The sequence below is a fragment of the Streptomyces spinosisporus genome, from assembly GCF_022698145.1.
GTDB lineage: Bacteria > Actinomycetota > Actinomycetes > Streptomycetales > Streptomycetaceae > Streptomyces > Streptomyces spinosisporus.
In genome coordinates, this window is the sequence record NZ_JALDAX010000012.1 from 138514 (window position 1) to 160179 (window position 21666).

The window sequence follows — 21666 nt, forward strand, 5'->3', positions numbered from 1 at the left end:
GATGCCCTGTGGGCGCATCGTCCTGCCGGCGGACGAGGTTGGCCATACGCCACGGCTCACTTGTAGAGGAGGTATTCCCTTCGAACGCGCCGGAAGGCGGCCAGTTCCCGCTGCCAGCCGGCGACCACGTCGTCCGTGCCCGCGCCCGCGTCGATCGCGGTCCGCACCTGCGTGGAGCCCGTCAGCTTGTCGATCCAGTTGTCGGACCGCCAGGCGAAGCCGCTCCACACCTTCTTGGCGGTCACCAGCAGGGCGATGCCGGTGCGCACGGGGTCGTAGGCCGCGCGGTCGTGCACATGGATCTGCACCCCGCCGACCGTCTTGCCCTGGAACTTGGAGAACGTCGGCGCGAAGTACGCCTCCCTGAAGTGCACGCCGGGCAGGCCGAGTTCGTTCATGGCCACGGCCCACCGGCCGTCGACGCCCTCGGCGCCGAGCAGTTCGAAGGGCCGGGTCGTGCCGCGTCCCTCGGACAGGTTGGTGCCCTCGAACATGCACGTCCCCGAGTACACCAACGCCGTGTACGGGGTCGGCATGTTCGGGCTCGGCGGCACCCAGGGGAGCGCCGAGGCGTCGTAGAACTTCGAGCGCTGCCAGCCCGTCATCCGCACGGTCTGAAGGGGGACCGGCGCGGTGAGGAACTCCCCGTTGAACAGCCGGGCCAGCTCGCACACGGTCATGCCGTGCGCCTGGGAGATCGGCTGCCGCCCGACGAAGGTGGCGAACTCCTTGTGCAGCACCGGCCCTTGGGCCGAGCGTCCGGTCACCGGGTTGGGGCGGTCGAGGACGACGAAGCGCTTGCCGGCGAGCTGCGCCGCCTCCATGCAGTCGTAGAGCGTCCAGATGTACGTGTAGAAGCGGGCGCCGGCGTCCTGGATGTCGAAGACGATCGTGTCGACGCCCGCGGTGGTGAAGATGTCGGCGAGGGCCTGGCCGCTCTTGAGGTACGTGTCGTAGACGGGCAGCCCGGTGGCGGGGTCGTCGTAGCGGCCCTCGGAGCCGCCGGCCTGGGCGGTGCCGCGGAAGCCGTGCTCGGGGCCGAAGACCGCGGTGAGGTTCACGCGGTCGTCCGCGTGCATGACGTCGACGATGTGGCGGACGTCCCGTGTCACGCCGGTGGGGTTGGTGACGATGCCGACGCGTTGGCCTTCGAGGGGGGCGTAGCCGGTGGCGGCGAGGTTCTCGAAGCCGGTGCGGAAGGGGGTGTGGTGTTTTGCGGCGGCTGCTCTGGCCGGGGGTGCCGCGGTGATGGATGCTGCTGCCGTGGTCGCTGCGAGGAGGGCTCGTCTGCTTGGGCGCATGGGGTGCAAGGTATTGCTCCCGCCGGTTGTGGGGAAGGCGCGGGTTGGTCGTGGCTTGTCGCGCAGTTCCCCGCGCCCCTGAAACGGCGTTGCAGTCACCCCTTTCTTGATACATACCGACCGGTTAGTCTGGGCGTCGCGGGGGTGCTGGAGCCGGAGCACGTCGGAGGAAATCCATGGTGGAAGCCGTTCAGGGTGCTGGTGTCGTCGTCACGGGGGCCGGGGGTGGGATCGGGGCCGCGATCGCCCGGCGGTTCGCCGCCGAGGGGGCCCGGGTCGTCGTGAACGATCTGGACGGGGCGCGGGCCGAGGCGGTCGCCGCGGAGATCGGCGGCACCGCGGTGCCGGGCGACGCCTCCGCGATCGTGGCCGACGCGCGGGACGCCCTCGGCGGCACCGTGGACGTGTACTGCGCCAACGCCGGTGTCGCCTTCGACGACGGCGGCCAGGGACTGTCCGCCGACGAGAAGTCCTGGGCGACCTCCTGGGACGTCAACGTGATGGCGCACGTCCGCGCCGCCGAGCAGCTGCTGCCGGGCTGGCTGGAGCGCGGGAGCGGACGCTTCGTGTCCACCGTCTCCGCCGCCGGACTGCTGTCCATGATCGGCGCGCCCTCCTACAGCGTCACCAAGCACGGGGCCTACGCCTTCGCCGAGTGGCTGTCCCTGACCTACCGCCACCGCGGGATCAAGGTGCACGCCATCTGCCCGCAGGGCGTCCGCACCGACATGCTGGCCGCCACCGGCACCGCGGGCGACCTGGTGCTCAAGCCGACCGCGGTCGAGCCCTCGGACGTCGCCGACGCCCTGTTCAAGGGCATCGAGGAGGACCGCTTCCTGATCCTGCCGCACCCCGAGGTCGCCGGGTACTACCAGCTGCGGGCCGCGGATCCGGACCGGTGGCTGGGCAATATGAACCACCTCCAGCAGAAGTGGGAGGAGGCGCGATGACCGGCTCCCGTTACGCCGCCAAGCCCTGGCTGGCCCTGCTGAACGACGCCCAGCGCGGCCCGGTGCGGCCCGCCGACTCCCTGGTGCAGGCCCTGCGCAGGTCCGCCGCCGAGGCCCCGGACCGTGCCTGCCTGGCCTACTTCGACGGACGGCTGAGCTACCGCGAGGTCGACGAGCTGTCCGACTCGGTCGCGGGCCACCTCGTCGCCCGCGGCCTGGAGCGCGGCGACCGGGTGGCGATCCTGCTGCAGAACTCCCCGCAGTTCGTGCTCGCCCTGCTGGGCGCGTGGAAGGCGGGCGCGGTCGTGGTGCCCGTCAACCCGATGTACAAGTCCCGGGAGGTGGCGCATGTGCTGCGGGACGGCGAGGTCGCGGCGCTGATCTGCTCGGACCGCGCCTGGGAGTCGTATCTGCGCGAGACGGCCGCCGACTCGCCGGTCAGGATCGTGCTGACCGCCTGCGAGCTGGACTTCCAGACGCGCGGCGACGCGCGCGTGCTCACCTTCGAGCGGCTGCCGCAGGCCGCCGACGCCGCCGACCTGACGACCGTGGCCCGCGCCGGCTACGAGGCGCCCGGGACCCGCTACCCCGGGCCGTCCGACATCGCGCTGATCAGCTACACCTCGGGCACCAGCGGCACCCCCAAGGGCGCCACCAACACGCACGGCAACATCATGTACAACGCAGAGCGGCAGCGGACGGGGCTCGCGCTGCCCGAGGCGCCCGTCTACTACGCGCTCGCGCCGCTGTTCCACATCACCGGGATGGTGTGCCAGCTCGGCGCGTGCCTCAACAGCGCGGGCACGCTGGTGCTGACGTACCGCTTCGAGCCGGGTGTCGTGCTGGAGGCGTTCGCCGAGCACCGGCCGCACTACACGGTCGGACCGTCCACGGCCTTCATGGCGCTGGCCGCGCACCCGGCGGCGACCCCGGACCACTTCTCCTCCTTCGTCAACATCTCCAGCGGGGGCGCGCCGCTGCCGCCGGCCCTGGTGGAGAAGTTCCGGGCGGGCTTCGGGCCGTACATCCGCAACGGCTACGGCCTGACCGAGTGCACCGCGCCCTGCGCCTCCGTGCCGCCCCACCTGGAGGCGCCCGTCGACCCGGTCTCCGGGACGCTGGCCGTGGGAGTGCCGGGGCCCGAGACGGTCGTCCGGATCGTGGACGAGCAGGGGCAGGAGCTGCCCTTCGGCGAGCAGGGCGAGATCGTCGTGCGCGGGCCGCAGGTGGTGCCGGGCTACTGGCGCCGCCCGGACGCGACCGCCGAAACGTTTCCGGGCGGCGAACTGCGCACCGGCGACATCGGCTTCATGGACGAGCAGGGCTGGCTGTACGTCGTCGACCGCAAGAAGGACATGATCAACGCGTCCGGGTTCAAGGTGTGGCCGCGCGAGGTCGAGGACGTGCTGTACACCCATCCCGCGGTGCGCGAGGCGGCCGTGGTCGGGGTGCCCGACGGGTATCGCGGAGAGACCGTCAAGGCGTACATCAGCCTGCGTCCGGGCTCCGACACGGACCCCGATGAGCTCGCCGTGTACTGCAAGGAGAGACTGGCTGCCTACAAATACCCGCGGCAGGTGGAGATCCTGCCCGACTTGCCGAAGACGGCCAGTGGGAAGATCCTCCGTCGGGAGCTTCGTTCCCGCCCGCAGAGCGAGTAAGTACGTCGAGAACAGCGAAACGCCCGGAAGGCAGGTGGCGGCACAGTGCCCAGGACGACGGACGGAGACGGTACGCCCGTCCCGCAGCGGCTGCTGGCCGCCGCCACCCGGCTCTTCGCCGAGCAGGGCTACGACCGCACGTCCGTGCAGGAGATCGTCGAGGCGGCCGGCGTCACCAAGGGGGCGCTGTACCACTACTTCGGCTCGAAGGACGACCTTCTGCACGAGGTGTACGCGCGCGTGCTGCGCGTCCAGCAGGAGCGGCTGGACGCGTTCGCGAACGCGGACGAGCCGATCGAGAAACGGCTGCGGGGCGCGGCGGCCGACGTCGTCGTCACCACCATCGAGAACCTCGACGACGCGATGATCTTCTTCCGCTCGATGCATCATCTGAGCCCGGAGAAGAACAAGCAGGTGCGCGCGGAGCGCCGCCGCTACCACGAGCGCTTCCGTGCGCTGATCGAGGAGGGCCAGCGGACCGGCGTGTTCTCCACGGCGACCCCGGCGGACCTGGTGGTGGACTACCACTTCGGTTCGGTCCACCACCTGTCGACGTGGTACCGCCCGGACGGTCCGATGGGCGCGCAGGAGGTCGCCGACCATCTGGCCGACCTCCTCCTGCGGGCCCTGCGTCCCTAGGGACCGTCAGAGGTACTTCTTCAGCTCCCGTCGTGCCAGCGACCGCTGGTGCACCTCGTCCGGGCCGTCGGCCAGCATCAGGGTGCGGGCGCCGGCGTAGAGCTCGGCGAGCGGGAAGTCCTGGCTGACGCCGCCCGCGCCGTGCAGCTGGATCGCGCGGTCGAGGATGCCGACGACCGTACGCGGTGTGGCGATCTTGATGGCCTGGATCTCGGTGTGGGCGCCCCTGTTGCCCACGGTGTCCATCATCCAGGCCGTCTTCAGCACCAGCAGACGCAGCTGCTCGACCGCCACGCGCGCGTCGGCGATCCAGTTCTGCACCACGCCCTGCTGGGCGAGCGCCTTGCCGAAGGCGTTGCGGGAGACGGCCCGGCGGCACATCAGCTCGATGGCCCGCTCCGCCATGCCGATCAGCCGCATGCAGTGGTGGATACGGCCCGGGCCGAGGCGGGCCTGGGCGATGGCGAACCCGCCGCCCTCCTCGCCGATCAGGTTGGTCACCGGCACGCGCGCGTGGTCGAAGATCACCTCGGCGTGGCCGCCGTGGTAGTGGTCCTCGTAGCCGAAGACCTGCATGGCGCGCTTCACGGTGACGCCCGGGGTGTCGCGCGGGACCAGCACCATCGACTGCTGGCGGCGGATGTCCGCGCCGTCCGGGTCGGTCTTGCCCATCACGATGAAGATCTTGCAGTCCGGGTTCATCGCCCCGGAGATGTACCACTTGCGGCCCGTGATGACGTAGTCGTCGCCGTCCCGCTCGATGTGCGTGGTGATGTTGGTGGCGTCCGAGGAGGCCACCTCCGGCTCGGTCATCGCGAACGCGGAGCGGATCTCACCGGCGAGCAGCGGCTCCAGCCACTGTTTCTTCTGCCGCTCGTCCGCGAACTGCGCGAGCACCTCCATGTTCCCGGTGTCCGGCGCCGCGCAGTTCGTGGCGGTCGGCGCCAGCTGCGGGCTGCGGCCGGTGATCTCGGCGAGCGGCGCGTACTGCAGGTTGGTGAGCCCGGCGCCGTGCTCGGCGTCCGGCAGGAAGAGGTTCCACAGGCCCTGCCTGCGCGCCTCGGCCTTCAGCTCCTCCACCACGGCCGGGGTGTCCCACGGGGAGGCCAGCGCGGCCCGCTGCTCCTCGGCCACCGCCTCGGCCGGGTAGACGTACTCGTCCATGAAGGCGAGGAGTTGGGCGCGCAGTTCCTCGGTGCGCGCGTCGAACGCGAAGTCCATGACGGGTCAGCCTTCCTGAAGAGTGGTCAGGCCGTGCTCGATGAACACGGGCACCAGGTCGCCGATGCGGTCGAAGCCGCGGCCGACCGTCTGGCCGAGGGTGTAGCGGTAGTGGATGCCCTCCAGGATCACGGCGAGCTTGAACCAGGCGAACGCCGTGTACCAGGAGACGGCGGAGACGTCGCGCCCCGAGCGCGCGGCGTACCGCTCGATCAGCTCCGCCGGGTCCGGGTGTCCGGGAGCCTCGGCCGTGGTGGAGACGGGGGACTTGGGCAGCCCGAGCGGCATGCTGTACATCACCAGCAGGCCGAGGTCGGTGAGCGGGTCGCCGAGCGTGGACATCTCCCAGTCGAGGATCGCCCTGATCCGGTCGTCGTCGCCGATCAGGACGTTGTCGAGCCGGTAGTCGCCGTGGACCACCGCGGGCGCGGGGGACGGGGGGAGGTGCCGGCCGAGCGTCGCGTGCAGCTCGTCGATGCCGGCCAGGTCGCGGTTGCGGGAGGCGTCCAGCTGCTTGCCCCAGCGGCGCAACTGGCGGTCCAGGAAGCCCTCGGGCCGGCCGAAGTCCGCGAGGCCCACCTCGGCGGGGTCCACCGCGTGCAGCTCGACGAGGGTGTCCACCAGGGAGAGGACCGCGTCCCGGGTGCGCTCGGGGCCGAGCGGGGCGAGCTGGTCGGCGGTGCGGTACGGCGTGCCCTCCACGAACTCCATGACGTAGAAGGGGGAGCCGAGCACGTCCTCGTCCTCGCACAGCAGCACCGGGCGCGGCACCGGGACGTTCGTCGGGTGCAGCGCGCTGATCACGCGGTGCTCGCGCTTCATGTCGTGCGCGGTGGCCAGCACATGGCCGAGCGGGGGCCGCCGTACGACCCACCGGTCGGTGCCGTCCGAGACGGCGTAGGTGAGGTTCGACCGTCCGCCCTCGATCAGCCGGCCGGTCAGGGGGCCCTGCACCAGTCCGGGCCGCTCCTGCTCGAGCAGTCCGCGCAGCCTGTCGAGATCGAGACCTGGCGGGTGGTCGGGGCTCATCGGTGCTCCTTTACGGCGGGGGTGACGTTAACGACCAATGATGCCGACCGGTCGGTATGTCGTCCAGTGCGTGACGCGGGAACGTGATCCGAGCCACGATATGCCGACAGCTCCCCGCGCAGAACCGCGGGGAGCTGTCGGGCGGCCGGTACCGGCCAGGGTCAGTGGTCGTCCCAGTGGCCGTCGTGCGCGGCGTGCCGGTGGCCGTCGTGGACGTAGTCGACGTGGTCGCCGTGCAGCACGCTCTCGTGTCCGCAGCCCTCGCCGTGCCGGTGGTCGTGGCTCTCGTGCGGGACGTGCTCCGCGGGTTCGCACTCGTCCCAGTGACCGTCGTGGAGCCGGTGCAGGTGCCCGCCGTGCGCGTAGTCCACGTGGTCGTCGTGCGGCACCTGCGTGTGGCCGCAGTCCGGGCCGTGCTCGTGCGCGTGGGCGGCGTGTTCCCGGTGCAGGGCGGTCATGGTGCTCACCTTCGGGGTGCGGGGGGATGACGACGGACAGGCTGCCACGCATTCGCCCCGTATCGGGGCATCCGGGTTGCGTGGCGTCCGGCCACCGCGGAGGGTCGTGGGCATGAAGGGCATCAGCTCGTGAAGGGCATCAGCTACAGCCGGTACGGCGGACCCGAGGTCCTGGAGTACGGCGAGGTGCGCGATCCGAAGGTCGGCCCCGACGCCGTGCTCGTCAAGGTCCGTGCCGCTGCCGTCAATCCCGTCGACTGGAAGTGCCGCGCGGGGTACCTCGACGGGATGCTCGACGCCGTCTTCCCCGTGGTGCCCGGCTGGGACCTCTCCGGAGTGGTGGTGCGGCCGGGCGTCTCCGTCACGGAGTTCACCGCTGGGGAGGAGGTCATCGGGTACGTGCGCGAGGACTTCCTCTCGCGCGGCACCTTCGCCGAGTACGTCGCCGCCCCCGTGCGCACCCTCGCCCGCAAGCCGCGCAACCTCTCCTTCGAAGAGGCCGCCGGGCTGCCGCTGGCGGGGCTCACGGCCTACCAGGTGCTCGTGAAGGCGCTCCAGGTCAAGCGGGGCGAGACCGTCCTGGTGCATGCGGCCGCCGGCGGGGTGGGCTCCATCGCCGTCCAGCTCGTGCGGCATCTCGGTGCCCGGGCGATCGGCACGGCGAGCGCCCGCAACCATGCGTTCCTGCGGGGGCTGGGCTGCGAGCCCGTGGAGTACGGCGAGGGACTGGCCGAGCGGGTGCGCGGGGTGGCGCCCGAGGGCGTGGACGCCGTGTTCGACACCGTCGGCGGCGAGGCCCTCAAGGCCTCGGCCGGGCTGCTCGCGCCGGGCGGCCGTCTCGCCTCGATCGCCGACGGCGACGTCACGGGCTACGGCGGCCGGTACTGCTGGGTGCGCCCCGACGCCGACGACCTGCTGCGGCTGACCGAACTGGTCGAGCAGGGCGCCGTGTCCGTGCACGTGGACCGTGCCTTCCCGCTGGAGCAGGCGGCCCAGGCACACCGGCTCAGCGAGGAGGGGCGGACCCGGGGCAAGATCGTGGTGACGGTGGGGGACGCCGCCGAATAGCGCGCGTCCGTCACAGCACGAGCGCCACCCCGCACACCGCCATCGCCACCGTGCACACGATCGCGGCCGTGGCGTGCCGGGGGGCGAGTGCCGGGGGGACGGCGGCGGAGGCCAGGGTGCGGATGCGGCGGTGGGCCACGAGCAGGAAGCCCAGCCAGAGGGAGCAGCACAGGGCGCAGGCGACGATCCCGGCGGCCGAGACGTCGCCGTGCAGCGCGGTCTTCGCGGCGAGCACGGCGGCCACGGTGCTCGCCAGCGTGGTGCGCCGCCAGGCCAGCCGGGTGCGCTCCGGCTGCAGCCCGGGATCGCGCTCGTGGGCCGCGGCGGAGCTCATCCCTCCCACCCGACGAGCACGACGACCACCATCGCCACGGCCACCACGGCCACGACGACGCTCAGCAGCGCCGGGAACCGGGACACGGGCAGGTCCTCCCCGCGGCGCATGGCCCGCTCGCAGCGCATCCAGTGGTTGACCGCGCGCAGGGAGCACAGGGCGCCCGCACCGAGCAGCGCGAGCGCGAGCCCGACCCGCCAGGCCCAGCGCAGGTCGGGCAGGAACTGGTCCACCGCGAAACCGCCGCCGATCAGGGCGAGCGCGGTGCGCACCCAGGCCAGGAAGGTGCGTTCGTTCGCCAGCGAGAAGCGGTAGTCGGGTGTGCTGCCCTCCTCGCGTACGTCCTCGGGCGCGAACCAGAGGCGGACGTTCCGTACGAATGCGATCACGCGAAGGACCCTATCCGGCCGACCGGAAGGCCTTCAGGCGGTGGTAGGCCGCCAGCCCGTCCGGCACCCACTGCCACTCGGCGAGCCGCCGCTCCACCTCCGCCGGTGGCAGGAAGTCGTGCCAGGCCACCTCCTCGGCCTGGGGGCTGACCGGCAGTTCGCAGCGGACCTCGTACACCGCCGACCACCAGCTGTGGCCCGCGCCGTTGTCGTAGAGGAACTTGAAGAGGAACCGCGGCTTCGGCAGGCCCGTGACGCCGAGCTCCTCCTCGGCCTCGCGCAGCGCCGCCTCGTCGTAGGACTCGCCCGCGCCGACCACGCCGCCGACGAACATGTCGTAGTGAGAGGGGAAGACCAGCTTGACCGGGGTGCGGCGGTGGACGAAGAGGCGGCCGTGCGCGTCCCTGGCCTCGATGAAGACACAGCGGTGCCGCAGGCCCTCGGCGTAGGCCTCGCCGCGCGGGGCCTGCCGGACGACCTGGTCGTTCTCGTCGACGATGTCGAGGATCTCGTCTGCGGGGCTCGTCATACGGCCATCCAAGCAGGACGGCGTCAGTTCGGCTGCAGGTCCCGTACCCGCTGGGGCCTGGCCGCGCCGCTCGGCATGCACGGGTGCAGACCGAGCAGGACGATGCCGCCGACGATCGCCGCGAGGCCCGCCGCCTCCCAGGCGAGCGCGCCGGTGTCGGTGCGCAGCCGGTCGCCGAGGAAGCCGACCCCGCAGAGGATGCCGGCGAGGGGCTGGGCGGCGGTGAGGGCGGGCAGCGACATGCGCAGGGGAGCGGTCTCGAAGGCGCTCTGCACGAGGATCAGGCCGGTGACGCCGATGACGACGACGCCGTACGGCTGCCAGGTGGTCACCAGCTCGGTCAGGCCGCCCTCGGAGAAGCGCTGGCCGCTGATCCGGGTCAGGGCGTCCTGGACGCCGTAGAGGAGGCCCGCGGCGAGGGCGAGGAGGACCGGGGCGGCGCTCAGCCGCGAGCGCTTGGCGTAGGTCGTCAGCAGCAGCGCGAGGCCGATCATGGCGCCGATGATCAGCCAGTGCCGGAAGGGGTCGCTGATCGCGCTGCCGCCGCGCGGCTGCCCCGCCACGATGAAGGCGGTGACGCCACCCGCGAGCAGCGCAAGACCCGTCCAGCCCTGGCGGCCGAGCGGCTGTCGGGTCTGGCGCCGGGACAGGGCGAGCGCGAAGAGGAGGTTCGTGGCCAGCAGCGGTTCGACCAGGGAGATCTCGCCCTGGGACAGCGCGATCGCGCCCAGCACCATGCCGGCCACCATGAAGGCGATGCCGCCCAGCCAGCGCGGCACCTGCATCAGGTCGACGAGCAGGCGGGGTGAGAGGAAGTCGCTCAGTGGTGCCCGCTGGGCCGCGTTCTGCTGGAGCACGAATCCGAAGCCCAGGCAGCAGGCCGCGCTCACGGCGAGAATCAGTACCAGAACGGACACGTTGCGTACCTCGATCGTTGGGGACACGGGGTGCGTTTGGGTGACTGTAGCCTCCCGGCCGCCGCCGTGCCCCCGGGAGTGCGGGGATCCGGACGTCGACTCGGTCACGTCGCCCGGCCCTCCGGGGCGCCGACGCGGCCGTTCCGTCATGGTGGGGTGCCCGGGCCCCGGACGCCATGGCGTACGCCACACGAGGGATGGGCCGCACGGCGGTGACGGTGACCCGACTGATCCTTAAGTGCCCCTTCCGTCACAGGAGTTGAACCGTGTAACACCCGTCCATCCCTTGACGTGAACCATTGGTGACCGGTTGGCTGTGCGTGACCAGTCGACGGCAATCCGATATCGGGCGACGCACCGCGTCGCGTGAGGAAGTTCCCGCGGTGTCTCCACCCCCGCCACCTCTCGGCCGGGGCCGCAAGCGTGCGGCCCAGGCTCTCGACGCGGCTCTGGACGACGCCGAACTCGTCGCGGCCCGGGCCGCGTTGGCCCAGGGCCGGTGGCAGGCCGCCCGGTCGTTGCTCGTGCACACGGGGGACGACTGGGACCGCCGCGGCCACCGGCTCACCGTGCTGGCACTGGAGTCCTACAGCGCCGCCTGGGCCCGCGACTGGCTGCTCGCCGAGCCCGACTCCGCCGACGCCGCCCTGCTGCTCGCACTCGCGCAGGTGCAGCGGGCCCTGGCCCGCAAGGAGAAGCCGGACCGCGCCCGTAAGGCCTGCCGGGCGGTTGCCGAGCTCGTACCGGCCGACCCCACCCCGTGGCTCGGCCTGCTGATGCTGGAGCGCGGCACGGGCACGGACGAGGAGACCGCGCGCCTCTTCGACCAGATCCGCAGCCGGTACGCCGACCACCATCACGCCCACCACCTGATGGTCGCCCGGCTCGCCGAACGGCAGGCCGAGGCGGGCGCCGACCCGCTGCACGAGGTCTACGACTTCGCCAACTGGGCCGCCGAACAGGCCCCCGCGGACTCCCCGCTCGCCATCCTGCCGGTCGTCGCGCACGCCGAGCGCTACCGCGTGCTGGCCGCCGCCGGGCTGGAGTCCCCCGACCCCGTCTCCTCGGGCCACTGGAGCGGGCGGCGGGCCCGGCAGGTGATGAAGGCCGCCTTCGACTGGTGGCTGGAGTGGGAGCACGAGGGCCATCCGCGCCGCCTGGTCGACCTCAACTTCCTCGCCCACGCCAAGGTCTGCGAGGGGCGCGGCGCCGAGGCCGCGGCCCTGTTCCACCGCATCGGCGAGCACGCCACGCCCGCCCCGTGGTCGTACCCGGACCGCGATCCGCACTCCGCCTTCCGTGCCGCGCGCGCCGCCGCGCTCGGCACGGCATGACATTCCCGACCCCGACAGAAGGACGGTCCCCGCGATGACCACGGGCAGTTCCAGCGCGAGCAGAGCAGGCTCGGACGGCATCAGTACCTATCTGGGGCAGGAGCGTGCCCTGCGTGCGGACCGCCTCGGCACGGGGGGCCTGCTGCTCTCCGTCCTCGCGGCCACCGCCCCGCTCATGGTGGTCGCGGGTGTCATGCCCACGACGTTCGCGGTGATGGGGATCGTCGGACAGCCGCTGCTCTTCGTCGTCCTCGGCGTCGTCCTGATCCTGTTCGGCGTGGGCTACGCCGAGATGAGCCGGCACGTCCACAACGCCGGCGCCTTCTACGCGTACATATCCCGCGGCCTCGGCGGCACGGCCGGGGCGGGCGCGGCCCTGGTGGCGCTGGTCGCCTACAACGCCCTCCAGGTCGGCATCTACGGCATCTTCGGCTTCGAGGTCTCCGGGCTCTTCGACACCTACGCCGACATGACGGTCGTCTGGTGGATACCGGCGCTGGTGGCCCTCGCGGTCGTCGGTCTGCTGGGCTGGCTGAAGATCGACGTCAACGCGCGCGTGCTGGGCGTGCTGCTGGTCGTCGAGGTGATCCTCGTGGTGATCTTCGACGTCGCGGCCGTCGGCGACCCCGCGAAGGAGGGCCTGTCGCTGCACGCCTTCAACCCCGACACGCTCAGCGGCGCGGGCGTGGGCACCGCCCTGTGCTTCTGCATCGCGGCCTTCCTCGGCTTCGAGCAGGCGCCCGTGTACGCGGAGGAGACCAGCAGGCCGCACATCCTCGTGCCGCGCGTGATGTTCTACGCGGTCGGCGGCGTCGCCGTCTTCTTCGCGCTGAGCAGCTGGGCGCTGACCGTGGCCGCCGGGCCCTCCCAGGTCGTCGGCGTGGCGCGGAAGGAGAGCGCCGGGATGCTCTTCTCGCTGACCGAGTCCCGGCTCGGCGGCGCCTTCACCGACGTCCTGCACGTCCTGTTCGTGACCGGCATGTTCGCGGCCATGCTCAGCTTCCACAACGTCGTCGCCCGCTACACCTTCGCGATGGGCCGCGAGGGGCTGCTGCCGCGCACCTTCGGCCGCACCACCGGCTCCAGCGGCGCCCCCGGCACCGGTTCCCTGCTGCAGACGGCCGTGGCGGCGGTGGTCGTGATCGTCTTCGCGATCGCCGACGACAAGCCCACCGGGGACCCGACGGCGCCCGTGCTGCACCTGTTCACCTGGTTCGGCAACATCGGCGCGCTCGGCGTGATCGTGCTGATGGCGGCGGCCTCCGTGTCGGTCATCGTCTTCTTCGCCCGCCGCGGCGCCGCACGCGCCCAGTCCTGGCGCCTGGTCACCTCCGCCCTCGCCGCCGCCGCCCTGCTGGTGATCGCCGGCTACACGGTCAAGGACTTCGACGTCCTGGTGGGCGCGGGCCCCGACTCGGCCCTGAGCTGGGCCCTCCCCGGCATCATCGGCCTCGCCCTGGTGGTGGGCCTGGTCCAGGGCCTGGTGCTGCGCTCCCGCTCACCGGAGGCGCATGCCCGCATCGGTCTGGGCAATGAGGCGTTCCAGCTGGACAAGGCGGCCGCGAGCGAGGCGCCGTAGGGACGTGTGGGTGGGGTCGGGCGGGGGCGCCGGCTTTGGGGGTGGGGGAGCGGGTGCGATGCCCAGGCCGGTGTGGCCCCGGCTCTGCCCTGAGCTGGGTGGTGCACGGCGTCGCCGGAGGCGCGCGCTCGCATCGGCTTCGGCGCGGGGTGTTCCGGTTGGACACGGTCGTGGGCGAGGGCCCGTAGGGGTGCGTGGGTGGGGTCGGGCTGCGCCGGCTTTGGGGGAGCGGGTTCGATGGCCAGGCCGGAGCGGGCCCGGCTCTGCCCTGAGCTGGGTGGCGCGCCCGCGTCGGCTTCGGTGCGGGGCGTTCCGGTTGGACAAGGCGGCGCGGGAGACCTCGTAGGTGCGGTCGGTTTCTGAGGGGTGGGTAAGAAGATGACGGAATCCTGACGAGGAGCCGCGATCGCTGGTCCCGTCGGGGTCGGGGGTGTTCGAATGGATGGGTGAACTCCGAACAACCCGAGGAGCCCGGCGCGCCGCAGCCGTCGGCGGAGCGCGGCGCTCCGATCGGCCGCCGTGTCCTGCTCGGCACCATCGGTCTGGGCGCCCTCGGCGTGGTCGCCGCGCCGCCGCTGCAGCGCGCCCTGGAGAGCTTCCTCGGCGCGGCGGCCGACAAGGACCCCACGGGACTGACGGGACTGCTCCCCAACGGCGGCGGCTTCCGCTACTACTCGGTCGCCTCGTCCGTGCCGCACAAGAACGCCTCGAACTACCGCCTCACCGTCGACGGCCTCGTGGACCACCCGAAGACGTACACGCTCGACGACCTGCGCGCCCTGCCGCAGACCCGGATGGTCAAGGACGTCCAGTGCGTCACCGGCTGGCGCGTCCCCGACACCCCCTTCGAAGGGGTACGCCTGTCCCGGCTGCTGGACGCCGCAGGGGTGCACGGCAAGGCCGGCGCGGTGCGCTTCACCTGCTTCGACGGCACGTACACCGAGAGCCTCACCCTCGACCAGGCCCGCCGCTCCGACGTCCTGGTGGCGCTGCGGATGCAGGACAAGGACATCGGTCACGCCCACGGCGGCCCGGTCCGCCTCTATGTGGCGCCGATGTACTTCTACAAGTCCGCCAAGTGGCTCTCGGGCATCACCGTCACCGAGGACGTGCGCCCGGGCTACTGGGAGAAGCTGGGCTACGACGTCGACGCCTGGGTCGGCCGCTCGAACGGACGCGACGATGAGCCTACGACTTGAGTCGCACACCCCGTCGGTCTCCGGGGTCCGCCGCTTCGGCCCTGTCCAGCGCTGGGTGCACCGCACCACCGCCGCCCTGATGGGCATCTGCGTACTGACGGCCGCCTTCCTCTACGTCCCCGAACTCGCCGAACTGGTCGGGCGCCGCGCCCTGGTGGTCCGCGTCCACGAGTGGGCCGGGCTCGCCCTGCCCGTACCGGTGCTCGCGGGCCTGTTCTCCCGGTACTTCCGCGCCGACCTCGGCCACCTGAACCGCTTCGGCCCGCACGACAGGATCTGGCTGCGCGCGGCCCTGCGCCGCGACAAGCGCCGCTCCTCGCGCCCGGCGGCCAAGTTCAACGCGGGCCAGAAGATCTACGCGGCCTGGATCGCCGGCGCCTCGCTGGTGATGCTCGGCACGGGCCTGATCATGTGGTTCACCCATCTCACCCCGATCATGTGGCGCACCAGCGCGACCTTCGTCCACGACTGGCTCGCCCTGACCATCGGCATCGTGCTCGCCGGGCACATCGGCATGGCGCTCGGGGACCCCGAGGCCCGCAGCGGCCTACGGACCGGACAGGTCAGCCGTGAGTGGGCCGAGCGTGAGCACCCCCTGTGGCGTCCCTGACGACCCATCGGGCGACGGCACCGCGGCGGGCGAAGCGACGGTGAGGGCGTCCCTCAGCCGCGCCTCGGTGCCGGCGTACCGGACGGCCACGTCGACCCGCTGCGGATAGCGGTCCAGGGACGGCACCACGGCGGACAGCACCAGCCGGTCGCCCGACCGCGAGCGCACGACGGGCGCCCCGGCGAGCCGGTGCCCGCCGATGAACACGCTTCCCGACCGCAGCAGTTCGGCCTGGTCGAAGTAGGTGCCGCGCAGCTCGATCGCGACGGTGTCGCCCGGCCGCACCTGGGTCCCGCCGCCCGTCTCCACGCCGGCGATCCGGTAGTCGCAGGCGGGCCGCGCGCCCGAGTCCGTCGTCAACTGCGCGTTCGCCCCCGGGTACCGGCGGTGGAAGTCGAGCAGGGCGCCGAGCACGGCGTAGGCGGCACGGCCCTTGCAGGTGCCGGCCTTTCCGGCCGCTCCGGCGTACCCCTGTGCCGCCGCACTCCAGCTGCCGCCCTCGCCCTGTACGGCCAGACAGGCGTCGGCGAGCGCCCGCAGCACCCGCCACTCGGGGTCGGACGACGACCCGGGGATCACGCCGAGGGCGGCCCGGCAGTGGCGCGGATCGCGGAGCCGGTCGTAGACGCTCGACGGATCGGGAGCGGAGTCGGCGTCGGGCGAGACGGGTCCGGGCGGGAGCCACACGGGGCTCTTCAGCAGCCGGTTGCCGGACGAGGAGGAAGGTGTGGGGGAGGACGTGCCCCGCGGTGCGGCCGTGGCCGTCCGGGAGTGGTGGCTCGGACTGCCCGGCACCACCGTGCGGTTCGCCTCTCCGGCGGGTGACTCCCGGGGACCCGAGGGCTCCGGCGCGACGAAGGGACGGGCACTGCTCGACGGCCCGACCGTCACGATGGTGGTACCCCCGCCACCTCTGTCCGGGGTGCCACTTCCGTCACCACCGAAGGCGGCGACGGCCACCGCCACCGCTCCGACCACGAGCAGCCCCGAGACACGCATCCCGAGGGAAATGGCCATGACGCCCCCCGACACACAGACCCCCGGGGGCCTGGGTCCGGGGGCCTCCTCATCATCGGGCCGACGGTGCCCGTCGGGGAAGACGTCATATTGGCGGTCGGTGACGAAAAACAGTCACCCGGAAAACCGGAGACTCAGTCTCCGAAGTCCAGCAGGACCTTGCAGGAACGGCTGCGGTCCGCCGCGAGTGCGAACGCGGCCTCGGCCTCCCGCACCGGGACCACCGCGCTGACCAGGGCGTCGAAGGCGGGCTCGGCCGCGAGCAGCCGCAGCGCCTCGTCGAACTCCGCGTCGAAGCGGAACGCCCCGCGCAGGTCGATCTCCCGGCTCACGACGAGATTCCCGGCGAACGGACTCGGTCCGGGCGGCAGCATCCCCAGCTGCACCACGACGCCGCCGCGCCGCACCAGCCGCAGACACGTGTCGAGCCCCGCGGCGACCCCGGACGCCTCCACCGCCACGTCCGCCTCGGACGGCCACCCCGCGTCGGCCGGGTCGTCGGCCCGTACGACCGTGTCGGCGCCCGCGAGACGCGCGTACCCAAGCGCCGCCGGGAGGAGGTCGGTGACCGTGATGTGCGCGGCGCCCGCCGCCCGCGCGGCGGCGACGACCAGGCACCCGATGGGCCCGGCTCCCGTCACCAGGACGTGCCGGTCCTTCACCTCCCCGGCCCGCCGCACCGCGTGCAGCGCGACCGAGAGCGGTTCGGCCAGCGCGGCCCGCCGCAGCTCCAGGCCCTCGGGAAGCGGCCTCACCTGCTCGGCGGGTACGGCGATGTGCGCCGCGAAGCCGCCCTGCACGTGCGGGAAGCGGGCGGCGCTGCCGAGGTAGCGGGTGTCCCGGCAGATGTTGCGGCGCCCGCCGGTGCATTCCGGGCAGCGCCCGCACGGGGTCGCCGGGTGCACCGCGACCGCCGTACCGACGGCCGGGCCCGGCGCGCCCGGGGAGCCGTACGCCACGACCGTCCCGACCACCTCGTGCCCGAGCAGCATGGGCTCGCGCAGCCGGAAGTCACCGACGCCGCCGTGCCGCCAGTAGTGCAGGTCGGATCCGCAGACCCCGCCGTAGCGCACGGCGACCAGCGCCTGGCCGGGGGCGGGCTCGGGGACCGGCAACTCCTCGACACGCAAATCCAGTTGACCGTGGATCACACAGCCGAGCATCTCCGTCATGAGCCGTACCCCTTTACAGGACGCTCGTCATGCCGCCGTCGACGTACAGCACCTGTCCGCCGATGAAGTCCGCCGCGGGCGAGGCGAGGAAGAGCACCCCGCCCACCAGGTCCTCCGTACGGCCCCAGCGGCCGGCCGGGGTGCGGCGGCGCACCCAGGCGCTGAACTCCTCGTCCTCGACGAGAGCCTGGGTCAGTTCGGTCTCGATGTAGCCGGGGCCGAGCCCGTTGACCTGGACGCCGTGGGGGCCCCAGTCGGCGCACATGCCCTTGGTGAGCATCTTCAGGGCGCCCTTGGTGGCCGCGTAGGGCGCGATGCCGGGGCGGGCCACCTCGCTCTGCAGCGAGCAGATGTTGACGATCTTGCCGTGGCCGCGCTCCGTCATCCGGCGGGCCGCCTCGCGGCCGACCAGGAACGCGCTGGTGAGGTTGGTGTCCAGGATGCGGTGCCAGTCCGCCTCCCCGAACTCCAGGAGCGGGGCGCGCAGTTGCATGCCCGCGTTGTTGACGAGGATGTCCAGCGGGCCGACCCGCTCCTCGACGTCCGCGATGCCGGCGGCCACCGACGGGCCGTCGGTCACGTCGAACGCGGCCGTGTGCACGTCGCCGGGCAGCCCGGCCGCCGCCTCGTCGAGGCGGTCGGCGTCGCGGCCGTTGAGGACCACGGTGCAGCCGGCCTCCGCGAGGCCGCGGGCCAGGGCGAGCCCGATGCCCCGGCTGGAGCCGGTGACCAGAGCCGTGCGGCCGCTGATGTCGAAGAGCGGGTGACTCATCCTCGTACCCCTAAATGATCACTGAGAGCAGCAGGACCAGGGCCCCGCCGACCACCGAGATGATCGTCTCCATCACGGACCAGGTCTTGATGGTCTCGCCGACGCTCAGGCCGAAGTACTCCTTCACCAGCCAGAACCCGGCGTCGTTGACATGGCTGAAGAAGAGCGAGCCGCAGCCGATGGCCAGGACGAGCAGGGCGGTGTGCGAGGTCGACATGTCGGCCGCGAGCGGGGCCACCAGGCCGGCCGCCGAGACCGTCGCCACCGTCGCCGAGCCGGTCGCGAGGCGGATGATCACCGCGATCAGCCAGGCCAGCAGCAGCGCGGGGATCGACCAGTCCTTGGAGATGTCCAGGATCATCTGGCCCACGCCGGAGTCGATGAGCGTCTGCTTGAAGCCGCCGCCCGCGGCGACGATCAGCAGGATGCCCGCGATGGGCATGAGGCCCTTCTCGACGGTGTCGGTGATCCGCTCCCTGGTGAACCCGGCGGCCCGGCCCAGCGTGAACATACCGACGATCACGGCCGCGAGCAGGGCGATCAGCGGGTTGCCGATGACGTCGAAGACGCGCTGGGTGAGGTTCTCGGGGTCGTCGATCACGATGTCGACCAGCGCCTTGAGCAGCATCAGCACGACCGGCAGCAGCACGGTGGTCAGGGTGGCGCCGAAGCCGGGGCGCTTCTCCAGCTCCTCGGAGGCGCGCGGCGGCAGCATCCGCTCGGGGACCGGGGCGTCCACCCAGCGGGCCGCGACCTTCGAGAACAGCGGACCGGCGATGATCACCGTGGGGATGGCGACCAGGATGCCGAGCGCCAGCGTCACACCGAGGTTGGCGTGGACCGCGTCGATCGCGACCAGCGGGCCGGGGTGCGGCGGGATCAGACCGTGCATCACGGACAGACCCGCGAGCGCCGGGACGCCGATGCGCATCAGCGAGAAGTTGCCGCGCCGGGCGACCATCAGCACGACCGGGATCAGCAGCACGATGCCGACCTCGAAGAACAGCGGAAGGCCGATCACGGAGGCGATCAGGACCATCGCCCACGGCATGGCCCGTCCGCTCGCCTTCGCGAGGATCGTGTCGACGATCTGGTCCGCGCCGCCGGAGTCGGCGAGCAGCTTGCCGAGGATCGAACCGAGGGCGATCAGCACGCCCACGCTCGCGACCGTGGAGCCGAGCCCGGTGGAGAAGCTGGTGATGACCTTGTCGAGCGGGGCGCCCGCGACCGCGCCGAGCACCAGCGAGCCGATGGTCAGGGACAGAAAGGCATGCAACTTGAACTTGGTGATGAGCAGCACGATGACGGCGATGCCCGCCAGAACGGCGATGCCCAGCTGAGCGTGGCCGGCCGAGGTGATCGGCTCGGGTGCGTCCGCTGCCAGCATCTCGACGCTGAGTCTGGTCACGGTGTTGTCCTTGCAGGTACGGGGATGGGGGAGGGTGTTACCGGGCCGGGTGGGGGAGCGTTTCCAGCGCGTTCATGGCCCGTGCGGTGATCTCTTCGGGACTGCCGGAGACGTCCACCTCGACGCCCGCCTCGTCCGGCTGGAGCGGCTGGAGCGTGGCGAACTGGGAGTCGAGCAGGGCCGTGGGCATGAAGTGGCCCTTCCGGTGCGACATCCGGTTCTCGATGAGGGCGCGGTCACCCGTCAGGTGCACGAAGACGACGCCGGGTGCGGCTGCCCGCAGCCGGTCGCGGTACGAGCGCTTCAGCGCGGAGCTGCTGACCACTCCACCGAGCCCGGCCCGCCCGTGCGCCCAGGTGCCGATGGCGTCGAGCCAGGGCCACCGGTCCTCGTCGTCGAGCGGGACACCGGCCGACATCTTCTCGATGTTGGCCGGCGGGTGGAAGTCGTCGCCCTCGGCGTAGGGAACGCCGAGCCGAGCCGCGAGCAGGGGACCGATGGTGGTCTTGCCGGTGCCCGCGACGCCCATCACCACGACGACATGGGGGGTGCTCATCACTGCCTCGCTGTCTGCTGTCCTCGTCGACGCCTGACGCATGACGCGTCGACGACACTGAAACCGATTAGGTACGACGAATACAAGACTCTGTGACAAATAAGTCCGACTTTTTGTTTCCGTGATCCGCCCCGTACGCTGAGTGCATGAGCACACGGGGCCGGGGGCTGCACGGCCATGTACTGGACACCCTCGGCCCCGCGATCACCGCGGGCGAGTACCCGCCGGGCAGCGTTCTGCGCACGGACGAGCTGGCCCAGCACTTCGAGGTGTCACGCTCCGTGATGCGCGAGGCCGTCCGGGTCCTGGAATCCATGCATCTGGTCGAGTCCCGCCGCCGCGTGGGCGTGACCGTGCAGCCGAAGTCGGCGTGGAACGTCTACGACCCGCAGGTCATCCGCTGGCGGCTGGCCGGCGCCGACCGCCCCCACCAGCTGCGCTCGCTGACCGTCCTGCGCTCGGCGATCGAGCCGGTCGCCGCGGGCCTCGCCGCCCGGCACGCCACCGCCGAGCAGTGCGCCGAGCTCACCGAGTGCGCGCTCGGCATGGTCGCCAATTCACGCGGTCATCAGCTGGAGGCGTATTTGGTGCACGACATGGCCTTCCACCGGGTGATCCTCACGGCGTCGGGCAACGAGATGTTCGCCCGGCTCGGTGACGTCGTCGCCGAGGTGCTCGCGGGCCGCACCCACCACGAGGTCATGTTCGAGGACCCCGACCCGGCCGCCGTCACCCTGCATGTCCAGGTCGCCGAGGCGGTCCGGGCGCGCGACGCGACCCGCGCGGAGCAGCTGACCCGCGAGATCACGGTGGGCGCGCTCCAGGAACTGGACATCCTGGCGCCCTAGGGTCCGGCGGCCCTTGAGCCCGGCCGCCCTCAGTCGAGGAACTCCCCGTCCACGTACACCCAGGTGCCCTCCACCCGCTCGAACCGGCTGCGCTCGTGCAGCGAGCCGCCCCTGAAGGACGCCCGGAACGTCACCGTGCCGGTGGTGTGGAAGGCGGACCCGTCGGTGGTGGCCAGGATCTCCAGGCCCGTCCAGCGCATCCCCGGGTCGAGTTTCAGTTCCGCCGGGCGGGTACTCGGGTGCCAAGTCCTCAGCAGATACGGCTCGTTGAGCTTCACGAAAGCGCTGTAGCGCGAACGCATCAGCGCCTCGGCCGTCGGAGCGGCCGACTCACCCCGGTGGAATCGGCCACAGCACTGTTCGTACGTCTCCGCAAGACCGCAAGGGCAGGAGGGCTTGTGAACGGGGGCGGAGCCGTGCTGCCGCCGGGATTGCGAGGTACGTCGGGACATGGGCTCCATTCTGCTGCACCAAGGGCTGTGTGAGATCTGTGAAGCGCCTGATCCGACACGCGCACATCCGGTGTGGGTCGTGCACACCGCCCTCCATCGAACCTCCCTTCCGACTGGCGTGAACATGCCTTGCTTGTGCAACGGCCAACTCCCCAGGCTGGACAGAGCACTTGAGCATCAGGAGTCACAAGCGTGTTTGCTTGACCCGGTCGGCCGTCCGACC

At 71.9% G+C, this 21666-nt stretch carries 23 protein-coding genes; 9 read left to right on the top strand and 14 right to left on the bottom strand.

What is annotated here, in order from left to right; translation table 11 throughout:
- Positions 1-56 precede the first annotated feature (56 nt).
- Positions 57-1301, bottom strand: a complete 1245-nt coding sequence (locus MQN93_RS28495) for an exo-beta-N-acetylmuramidase NamZ family protein (protein WP_242711824.1) — start codon at positions 1299-1301, stop codon at positions 57-59.
- A gap of 176 nt (positions 1302-1477) precedes the next feature.
- Here MQN93_RS28495 and MQN93_RS28500 point away from each other — a divergent pair, with 176 nt between their 5' ends.
- The 3 genes from MQN93_RS28500 to MQN93_RS28510 are packed head-to-tail and all read left to right on the top strand — an operon-like array spanning position 1478 to position 4551.
- Complete coding sequence (locus tag MQN93_RS28500) at positions 1478-2251, top strand: SDR family oxidoreductase (RefSeq protein ID WP_242711825.1); 774 nt, start codon at positions 1478-1480, stop codon at positions 2249-2251.
- The gene (locus MQN93_RS28505) at positions 2248-3912 is read left to right on the top strand and encodes a class I adenylate-forming enzyme family protein (RefSeq protein WP_242711826.1); all 1665 of its coding nucleotides are present in this window, start codon (positions 2248-2250) and stop codon (positions 3910-3912) included. Before MQN93_RS28500 ends, MQN93_RS28505 begins: the two co-directional genes overlap by 4 nt.
- 45 nt (positions 3913-3957) lie before the next feature.
- On the top strand, positions 3958-4551 hold the full coding sequence (locus tag MQN93_RS28510; RefSeq protein ID WP_016434467.1) for a TetR/AcrR family transcriptional regulator: 594 nt from the start codon (positions 3958-3960) through the stop codon (positions 4549-4551).
- Positions 4552-4557: 6 nt separating this feature from the next.
- Here MQN93_RS28510 and MQN93_RS28515 read toward each other — a convergent pair whose 3' ends face one another.
- The 3 genes from MQN93_RS28515 to MQN93_RS28525 form a co-directional block, all read right to left on the bottom strand.
- Positions 4558-5772, bottom strand: coding sequence for an acyl-CoA dehydrogenase family protein (locus tag MQN93_RS28515; RefSeq protein ID WP_016434466.1), 1215 nt, complete (start codon positions 5770-5772; stop codon positions 4558-4560).
- A gap of 6 nt (positions 5773-5778) precedes the next feature.
- Positions 5779-6801, bottom strand: coding sequence for a phosphotransferase family protein (locus MQN93_RS28520; RefSeq protein ID WP_242711827.1), 1023 nt, complete (start codon positions 6799-6801; stop codon positions 5779-5781).
- Between the two features lie 161 nt (positions 6802-6962).
- Complete coding sequence (locus MQN93_RS28525) at positions 6963-7259, bottom strand: hypothetical protein (protein ID WP_242711828.1); 297 nt, start codon at positions 7257-7259, stop codon at positions 6963-6965.
- A gap of 129 nt (positions 7260-7388) precedes the next feature.
- On the opposite strand from MQN93_RS28525, the gene MQN93_RS28530 reads away from it, so the two are divergent.
- Positions 7389-8327: an NADP-dependent oxidoreductase gene (locus tag MQN93_RS28530; protein WP_242711829.1), complete on the top strand. Its 939-nt coding sequence runs from the start codon at positions 7389-7391 to the stop codon at positions 8325-8327.
- Between the two features lie 10 nt (positions 8328-8337).
- Here the strand turns inward: MQN93_RS28530 and MQN93_RS28535 are convergent, their stop codons facing one another.
- The 4 genes from MQN93_RS28535 to MQN93_RS28550 are packed head-to-tail and all read right to left on the bottom strand — an operon-like array spanning position 8338 to position 10496.
- Positions 8338-8661, bottom strand: a complete 324-nt coding sequence (locus tag MQN93_RS28535; RefSeq protein WP_016434462.1) for a DUF202 domain-containing protein — start codon at positions 8659-8661, stop codon at positions 8338-8340.
- Entirely contained in the window at positions 8658-9050 is a 393-nt protein-coding gene (locus MQN93_RS28540) for a YidH family protein (RefSeq protein WP_016434461.1), read from the bottom strand. Before MQN93_RS28540 ends, MQN93_RS28535 begins: the two co-directional genes overlap by 4 nt.
- Before the next feature lie 10 nt (positions 9051-9060).
- Complete coding sequence (locus tag MQN93_RS28545; RefSeq protein ID WP_242711830.1) at positions 9061-9579, bottom strand: NUDIX domain-containing protein; 519 nt, start codon at positions 9577-9579, stop codon at positions 9061-9063.
- Positions 9580-9602: 23 nt separating this feature from the next.
- Positions 9603-10496 carry a DMT family transporter gene (locus tag MQN93_RS28550; protein ID WP_037782197.1) on the bottom strand — a complete coding sequence of 298 codons (894 nt, stop codon included), beginning with the start codon at positions 10494-10496 and terminating at the stop codon, positions 9603-9605.
- A 383-nt stretch (positions 10497-10879) separates the two neighbouring features.
- On the opposite strand from MQN93_RS28550, the gene MQN93_RS28555 reads away from it, so the two are divergent.
- The 4 genes from MQN93_RS28555 to MQN93_RS28570 all read left to right on the top strand — a co-directional run bounded on the left by MQN93_RS28555 (position 10880) and on the right by MQN93_RS28570 (position 15218).
- The gene (locus MQN93_RS28555; protein ID WP_242711831.1) at positions 10880-11830 is read left to right on the top strand and encodes a hypothetical protein; all 951 of its coding nucleotides are present in this window, start codon (positions 10880-10882) and stop codon (positions 11828-11830) included.
- 34 nt (positions 11831-11864) lie between these two features.
- Positions 11865-13409 (top strand): APC family permease, encoded by a 1545-nt coding sequence (locus MQN93_RS28560; RefSeq protein ID WP_242711832.1) that lies wholly within the window; start codon positions 11865-11867, stop codon positions 13407-13409.
- A 446-nt stretch (positions 13410-13855) separates the two neighbouring features.
- Entirely contained in the window at positions 13856-14608 is a 753-nt protein-coding gene (locus tag MQN93_RS28565) for a molybdopterin-dependent oxidoreductase (RefSeq protein ID WP_242711833.1), read from the top strand.
- On the top strand, positions 14592-15218 hold the full coding sequence (locus MQN93_RS28570; RefSeq protein WP_242711834.1) for a cytochrome b/b6 domain-containing protein: 627 nt from the start codon (positions 14592-14594) through the stop codon (positions 15216-15218). The genes MQN93_RS28565 and MQN93_RS28570 overlap by 17 nt, the downstream gene beginning before the upstream one ends.
- On the opposite strand, the gene MQN93_RS28575 is transcribed toward MQN93_RS28570, so the two are convergent.
- From MQN93_RS28575 to MQN93_RS28595, 5 genes are all read right to left on the bottom strand, one after another.
- Positions 15156-16235, bottom strand: a complete 1080-nt coding sequence (locus MQN93_RS28575; protein WP_242711835.1) for a hypothetical protein — start codon at positions 16233-16235, stop codon at positions 15156-15158. The two genes, MQN93_RS28570 and MQN93_RS28575, sit on opposite strands and share 63 nt — an antisense overlap.
- Positions 16236-16369: 134 nt before the next feature.
- On the bottom strand, positions 16370-17398 hold the full coding sequence (locus tag MQN93_RS28580) for an L-idonate 5-dehydrogenase (protein WP_242711893.1): 1029 nt from the start codon (positions 17396-17398) through the stop codon (positions 16370-16372).
- A 22-nt stretch (positions 17399-17420) separates the two neighbouring features.
- Positions 17421-18179, bottom strand: a complete 759-nt coding sequence (locus MQN93_RS28585; RefSeq protein WP_242711836.1) for a glucose 1-dehydrogenase — start codon at positions 18177-18179, stop codon at positions 17421-17423.
- 10 nt (positions 18180-18189) lie between these two features.
- Entirely contained in the window at positions 18190-19587 is a 1398-nt protein-coding gene (locus MQN93_RS28590; RefSeq protein WP_242711837.1) for a GntP family permease, read from the bottom strand.
- Between the two features lie 37 nt (positions 19588-19624).
- On the bottom strand, positions 19625-20143 hold the full coding sequence (locus MQN93_RS28595; RefSeq protein ID WP_016434450.1) for a gluconokinase: 519 nt from the start codon (positions 20141-20143) through the stop codon (positions 19625-19627).
- Between the two features lie 146 nt (positions 20144-20289).
- On the opposite strand from MQN93_RS28595, the gene MQN93_RS28600 reads away from it, so the two are divergent.
- Positions 20290-20991 (top strand): FadR/GntR family transcriptional regulator, encoded by a 702-nt coding sequence (locus MQN93_RS28600; RefSeq protein WP_242711838.1) that lies wholly within the window; start codon positions 20290-20292, stop codon positions 20989-20991.
- Between the two features lie 29 nt (positions 20992-21020).
- On the opposite strand, the gene MQN93_RS28605 is transcribed toward MQN93_RS28600, so the two are convergent.
- Positions 21021-21443 carry a YchJ family protein gene (locus MQN93_RS28605; RefSeq protein ID WP_242711839.1) on the bottom strand — a complete coding sequence of 141 codons (423 nt, stop codon included), beginning with the start codon at positions 21441-21443 and terminating at the stop codon, positions 21021-21023.
- Positions 21444-21666 lie beyond the last annotated feature (223 nt).